The sequence below is a fragment of the Aquimarina muelleri DSM 19832 genome, assembly GCF_000430665.1.
Taxonomy (GTDB): domain Bacteria; phylum Bacteroidota; class Bacteroidia; order Flavobacteriales; family Flavobacteriaceae; genus Aquimarina; species Aquimarina muelleri.
Genome location: NZ_AUML01000077.1, coordinates 1 through 4,480, shown reverse-complemented (window position 1 = coordinate 4,480; position 4,480 = coordinate 1). Strand labels below are relative to the sequence as shown.

General features: G+C 35.3%; 8 protein-coding genes. 2 read left to right on the top strand and 6 right to left on the bottom strand.

What is annotated here, in order from left to right; all coding sequences use genetic code 11:
- The coding region (locus H527_RS24850; RefSeq protein WP_428829407.1) for a CHC2 zinc finger domain-containing protein at positions 1–128 on the bottom strand (128 nt) is incomplete at its 3' end.
- Between the two features lie 4 nt (positions 129–132).
- Positions 133–315 (bottom strand): SymE family type I addiction module toxin, encoded by a 183-nt coding sequence (locus tag H527_RS0118410; protein ID WP_027414022.1) that lies wholly within the window; start codon positions 313–315, stop codon positions 133–135.
- 168 nt (positions 316–483) lie between these two features.
- Here H527_RS0118410 and H527_RS0118405 point away from each other — a divergent pair, with 168 nt between their 5' ends.
- Positions 484–813 carry a helix-turn-helix domain-containing protein gene (locus tag H527_RS0118405; RefSeq protein ID WP_027414021.1) on the top strand — a complete coding sequence of 110 codons (330 nt, stop codon included), beginning with the start codon at positions 484–486 and terminating at the stop codon, positions 811–813.
- Positions 814–865: 52 nt separating this feature from the next.
- Here the strand turns inward: H527_RS0118405 and H527_RS0118400 are convergent, their stop codons facing one another.
- The 4 genes from H527_RS0118400 to H527_RS23695 all read right to left on the bottom strand — a co-directional run bounded on the left by H527_RS0118400 (position 866) and on the right by H527_RS23695 (position 4,122).
- On the bottom strand, positions 866–1,087 hold the full coding sequence (locus H527_RS0118400; RefSeq protein WP_027414020.1) for a hypothetical protein: 222 nt from the start codon (positions 1,085–1,087) through the stop codon (positions 866–868).
- Positions 1,088–1,200: 113 nt separating this feature from the next.
- A complete protein-coding gene (locus H527_RS22665) occupies positions 1,201–1,614 on the bottom strand; it encodes a hypothetical protein (RefSeq protein ID WP_035088985.1) in 414 nt (137 codons plus the stop codon).
- 1,348 nt (positions 1,615–2,962) lie between these two features.
- Positions 2,963–3,757, bottom strand: coding sequence for a tyrosine-type recombinase/integrase (locus H527_RS0118390; RefSeq protein ID WP_027414019.1), 795 nt, complete (start codon positions 3,755–3,757; stop codon positions 2,963–2,965).
- Complete coding sequence (locus H527_RS23695; RefSeq protein WP_262891765.1) at positions 3,754–4,122, bottom strand: tyrosine-type recombinase/integrase; 369 nt, start codon at positions 4,120–4,122, stop codon at positions 3,754–3,756. Before H527_RS23695 ends, H527_RS0118390 begins: the two co-directional genes overlap by 4 nt.
- Positions 4,123–4,204: 82 nt before the next feature.
- On the opposite strand from H527_RS23695, the gene H527_RS0118380 reads away from it, so the two are divergent.
- On the top strand, positions 4,205–4,480 hold a 276-nt coding region (locus tag H527_RS0118380; protein WP_027414011.1), incomplete at its 3' end, for an IS3 family transposase.

Sequence of the window (4,480 nt, the reverse complement as noted above, 5' to 3'; positions counted from 1 at the left end):
ACCTGCATGCTTGGGGTTTTATCGTCATGAAAAGGACACAAGCATTGCTTGTTTTTTATAAGCTCTACCCCGTAGTATTGTAGCACATCGGTAATCGATAACTGGTCTTTGATCTCTGATATTTCCATAAGGTTAATCTTTCACGAGTTCTATGATCAAAACCTCCCTGTCTACCGTGATACGTACTTTATCTTGTGGACTAAATCCGCAATCTTGTAACCACTTACCACATAGTTTTAAACTAGGATAAGCTTTATACTTTTTATCAGCACATTTTCTGTGATCGGATTGTAGCGTAAGTTTTCTGTGTCTCATGAAGTTTTATGTGTATTAAAAATTGTTGAAAAAAGTGTAATCTGATAAATACCTCACAAATCTAACTCATTTAACGTTTTTAAACAAGAGCTATCCTAATTGTTTTTAACCTATAAGTCGTTTATATTTGCTATAACCTAGTAAATAGGTAATAAAAACGAGGTATTTATGGCTTTTTCGGATAGATTAGCATTCGCTAGAAAACAAAAAAAGATCAAACAGTCTGACTTAGGAAAGATGGTTGGTACATCTGGTGATATTATTGGCAAGTATGAGCGTGGAGAAAATACACCGTCTATTGATGTGGCTACTAAAATAGCTGATGCACTAGGCGTTACCCTTGATTATCTGGTAAAAGATGGGGAGTATGAGCAGATTGATAAGGAGACTTTAAAACGACTACAAGATATACAGCAATTGACCCCTGAGAATAAGGATCATGTTTTTGCATTGCTTGACGCTTTTTTAAAACAAGTGAAGCTGCAAAGTATTATGTAACAAAAAAACCACAACATCGCTGTTGTGGTTTTTTTATGGTTATTTAGTATATCTATACCCCCAGAAACCTAGAAGCTTTACGTAAAGCTTCTAATTGTGCTGCGGTAGGTTGCCCGCCAAAATCTTGTTGTGCCTCGTTATATAAACTCCTGCCGTGACTATCTGGAGAGCCTTTACTACCCGTGTGTTTAGGATGTGATTTCTCGGCACTTTTACTACCTGCTGCTTCTAACAGCGCCTTGGCTTTGTTGTAATCTCTGTCTTTGATTGGCATATCTTTGGTTTTAAGTTACTTTATTTTTTATTGCTATGCTTACTCACTCATAATCGGTACTAGTTACAAACTAGCACTAGCACATACTATAACCCAGCGGGGAGTTAGCAAGGCTATTTAAATAAATCCGATAAATACCCCTCATGAATTTTTAATTTCCCACTTGGAATTTTATTTTTTTGATATTCATTCCATAATGAAATTAACCACCCATTATTATAACCAACATCAACTGCATCAGACAACAAGCCTAAATCGTCTGAAATATAGGCTGCTAAATCTGAATTATCGGTTTCGTTTATTATAAGCTTAAATGCCTTTTCCCTTATCGATTCTGAAAATGGATTTACTCCTTTTTCTTTTGTTAGGGCTTCAACTTCAGTATAAATACTCATCCAAACATCTGAAAAATATTCTTCATCTCTTTCATCTAAAATATCATCAAAACTATCTTCAGAATAAGAGTCTAATATTGATCTTAATTTACTGTCGATAAAATCATTTAAAATTTTCTCTTTATTATTCATAAATTTTATTTATTATGTCCCCCATGAACCTTGCTCTTTTAACCAATTCTCAACTAAATCAACTCCCTCTTTTGGAGTAACGTCTGAACCTAAATTATGAGTTCCATTAGGTGACTTAACATCAACCTTTATATCATCTAATCCATCATATGCTTTTCTATAAGCGTCAAATAATTCATCGTCAGTACCGTCAAATCCACCTTGCCTCGGACCTACAGAACCACGTTCTGCATTATGTAATCTCCAATGATCATGTCCTGGATCTTTTCCTTTAAAATGAAATGTAGGTCTTGTTTTATCACTCCGTTTAATTGAGAAAGGCCTGCCTTTGGCTTTTCTAACAGCAGGAACGTGATGCCCTGCATCTCCTACATTTAATCTTTTACATTCTAATCCATATGGATCAATAAAAAGATTACTGTTATTTACATAGGAATATAAATTAAACTCTCCCGAAAGTAACCCTATGGGGTCTTTGGAGATATAACTCTGTGCAATTTTTTAGCTTGCGAGAGCTTAACCTAAATACCCACATGACAATAAGATACAAAGAACGTCCTCTATCTCCTCTCTCAAAAGTAAGCTTTATCCTTTCAATTGAAAAATAAAAAGTTGTACGTATTTTCCCAAAGCTGTGTTACATAACTATTATTATACCCGCACTTCCTTTGTCAGGGGCTATAACAGTATTTATGTAAAACAGCCCGCTACTGCCAACGCACTACGATTATTAATGCATTTGTTCAATCGCCACAAGGGCTAACACTACAAAAGCGGAAGATTACAACCGCATCATCCTTTCAATCTTCCACTTTTGAAGTGTTTTCTCCCCAACCGTGAGAACGGTTTATAATAAAGGGGAAGTGCGCAAAGGCTGTAGCCGTAGGCTTCCGCTTTATTATAAACCCTAGCCATCTGGCGACTGAAGATAAGCTGCGTTGCACGCAAAACAAAGGCGTAGCCGAAGCGAAGGGAGCAGCCGACGCAGACCGAGAGTGATAACGAAGGGATGCGCCACAAGCTGTTTTTTTTCAATTGAAAAGAAAATAACAACTTCAAAAAAAACAGCGCAGTAGGCTGCGACTAGCGGCGTAGCCAATGAAGTGTGTAAGGATTTTTTTTGGCACATGTTTTTTTGGTAAAACTGTGACTAAAAAAAGACTGGGAACACGACGAGGGGATGCAAGGCGGCTGGGGCTAAAGATTTTTTATGTTGCTTTTTCTGCAACTTAAAAATTTTTGCCATAGAAAGGGCAGCACCGAGACCTTATAGACAGCTTATTACAAAAGCCCTTTTTGGGCTGATGTGATAATAGTAAATGCGACCGTAGGGAGACACTTGGGGTATTTACAACAGGGGGTGTTTTCTATTTATCTGCTGTTTTAAAGCTTCTAAATTGGTAGTCCTGTATTGTGCAGTAGTAGCACTTATTTTATGTCCTGCAAATACTTGAACTATTCTAATATCATTGGTTTTTAGTAAATTCTTAATCACACTTTGCCTTATTTTTAAAGGGGTTATTTTACCTTCTTTGGGTCTTGATTTATTGATGTAATCGTTGATTTCTGATATTGGATATCGCTTATTGTTTCTTGTGGTAAATACATATTCATTTTGCTGCTTATCTTGTAAATACCCTAGCAATAAGGGCATTTGTGTAGCTTGTAAAGGCAAGGTTCTGTTTGCTAATACCAGTTCTGCTTTTTCTATATCTATTTGGCGCACTTTTAAAAACACCAGTTCACTGGCTGTAATTCCTTGATACACTAAAAAACTAACCATCAATTTCTTATGTTTTACTGTCTGTTCTAAATAACTTTCCAGATCTTCTTTACTATACAGTTCGATTACTTTTATACGTTTATCCAGCTTATCTTTTAACTGAAGTTTTTTACAAGGATGGTCTTTTCGTTTGCCTGTATATTGCAGGTAATCGTAATATATTTTTATACTGTGCAAATAGTTCTTTAAGGTTTTAGGGTGCTTGCCTTGATGACGTAATATTTGCAAGTAGCTCAATACATTTTGTAATGTTCCCTTGCTATGGTTTTGATTATAATTTTGATAGCTTTTTATACGATGTAAATACGATGCCACACTTTTTGAACTGTATTTTTCGGATACATACCCTTTTAAATTCATTGTAAATTCTTTAGTTGTTCCTTTGTTATTCTTGTATATACCTCTGTAGTTTCTAATTGTTTATGTCCTAAAAACTCTTGTACATATTCTACCTTTATACCGTTTTGTAATAAATGGGTAGCAATACTATGACGCAAACTATGTAGGGTGATGGTTTTCGTGATTGGGGTTTGTTCTAATAATCCTTGTAAAATGTTTCTTGCCGTATAGGCTTTTAACCGCTCTCCTTTTTGGTTTAACAGTAAAGCTTTGGTAGTTGTGCTTTGTTTGTTCCTATGCTTTACATAGGTGGTAATATCCTTTAGTATGGTGGTTGGGATTGGGATAACCCTATACTGGCTATTTTTACCTTTTGCTACTTTTATGAGTTGCTGTGTTATCAGTATGGAATATCTAGTTTTGTTAGGACGATTTTAAATAGCCCATAATGTTAAATATATTTGAATTATGGTAAAGCGAAAACATAGTAACGATTTTAAACTTATGATTGTAGAGTTATTACAATCAGGTCAAAGCGTACAGCAAGTGAGTTCAGAATATGATTTAGATGGAAGTATGATCCGTAAATGGCGTAAATCCTATGAATCTACCTCTGGTAAATTCACTGTAAAACAGGAATTGAGTACAGAACAATTACGAGTAAAGGAATTAGAAAAAGAATTACGAGATGTAAAAATGGAACGTGATATCTTAAAAAAGGCAGTAAGCATCTTTTCCAAGAGC